Source organism: Hymenobacter agri (assembly GCF_054778495.1).
Genome location: NZ_BAAGZM010001305.1, coordinates 1 through 531, shown reverse-complemented (window position 1 = coordinate 531; position 531 = coordinate 1). Strand labels below are relative to the sequence as shown.

The 531-nt window shown below is 65.7% G+C and carries 1 protein-coding gene; it reads right to left on the bottom strand.

From position 1 onward, the window contains the following. Window positions 1-349 (bottom strand): MFS transporter (locus tag ACYVDE_RS25930; protein WP_460504373.1); only part of this gene is annotated, 349 nt, incomplete at its 3' end. Between the last annotated feature and the right edge of the window lie 182 nt (window positions 350-531).

Genomic DNA, 531 nt, shown 5'->3' with positions numbered 1-531 from the left:
CCACGCCGAAGCTCAGCGTGCCCGTGGTCAGGGCGTGGGCCATGGCGGCCAGGCTCCAGAGCGTGGTGGAGAAGGCGTAGCCCAGCCGGGTGCCCAGCCGGTCGATGAGGCGGCCCACCCCGGCCATGCCCAGGGCATAGGCCACTTTAAAGGTCAGCTCGATGTTGGCATAGTCGGCCACGCCCCAGCCAAAGGCCTTTTCCAGGTCGGGCTTGAGGTAGGAGATAACCGCCCGGTCGAGGTAGTTGATGGTGGTGGCGAAGAATATCAACCCGCAGATGGTCCAGCGGAAGCGGCCCATGCCCCCGGCAGTCGGGGTAGGGGAGGGAGATGAAGCCGGATGGCTCATGGGCAAAACAGGAAAACGGTAACAGAAAAGCCGCTATGCCGTGGCTAGGTATTGCAGCAGCGCCGCAATGCGGGCCGCCAGGCTCTCGGGGTCGGCCGCGCCGGCAAAAAGCTGCGAGCCAATGCCCACGGCGTTCACGCCCGCCCCAAACCATTCGCGCAGGCTGGCTTCGGTGGGGCTCA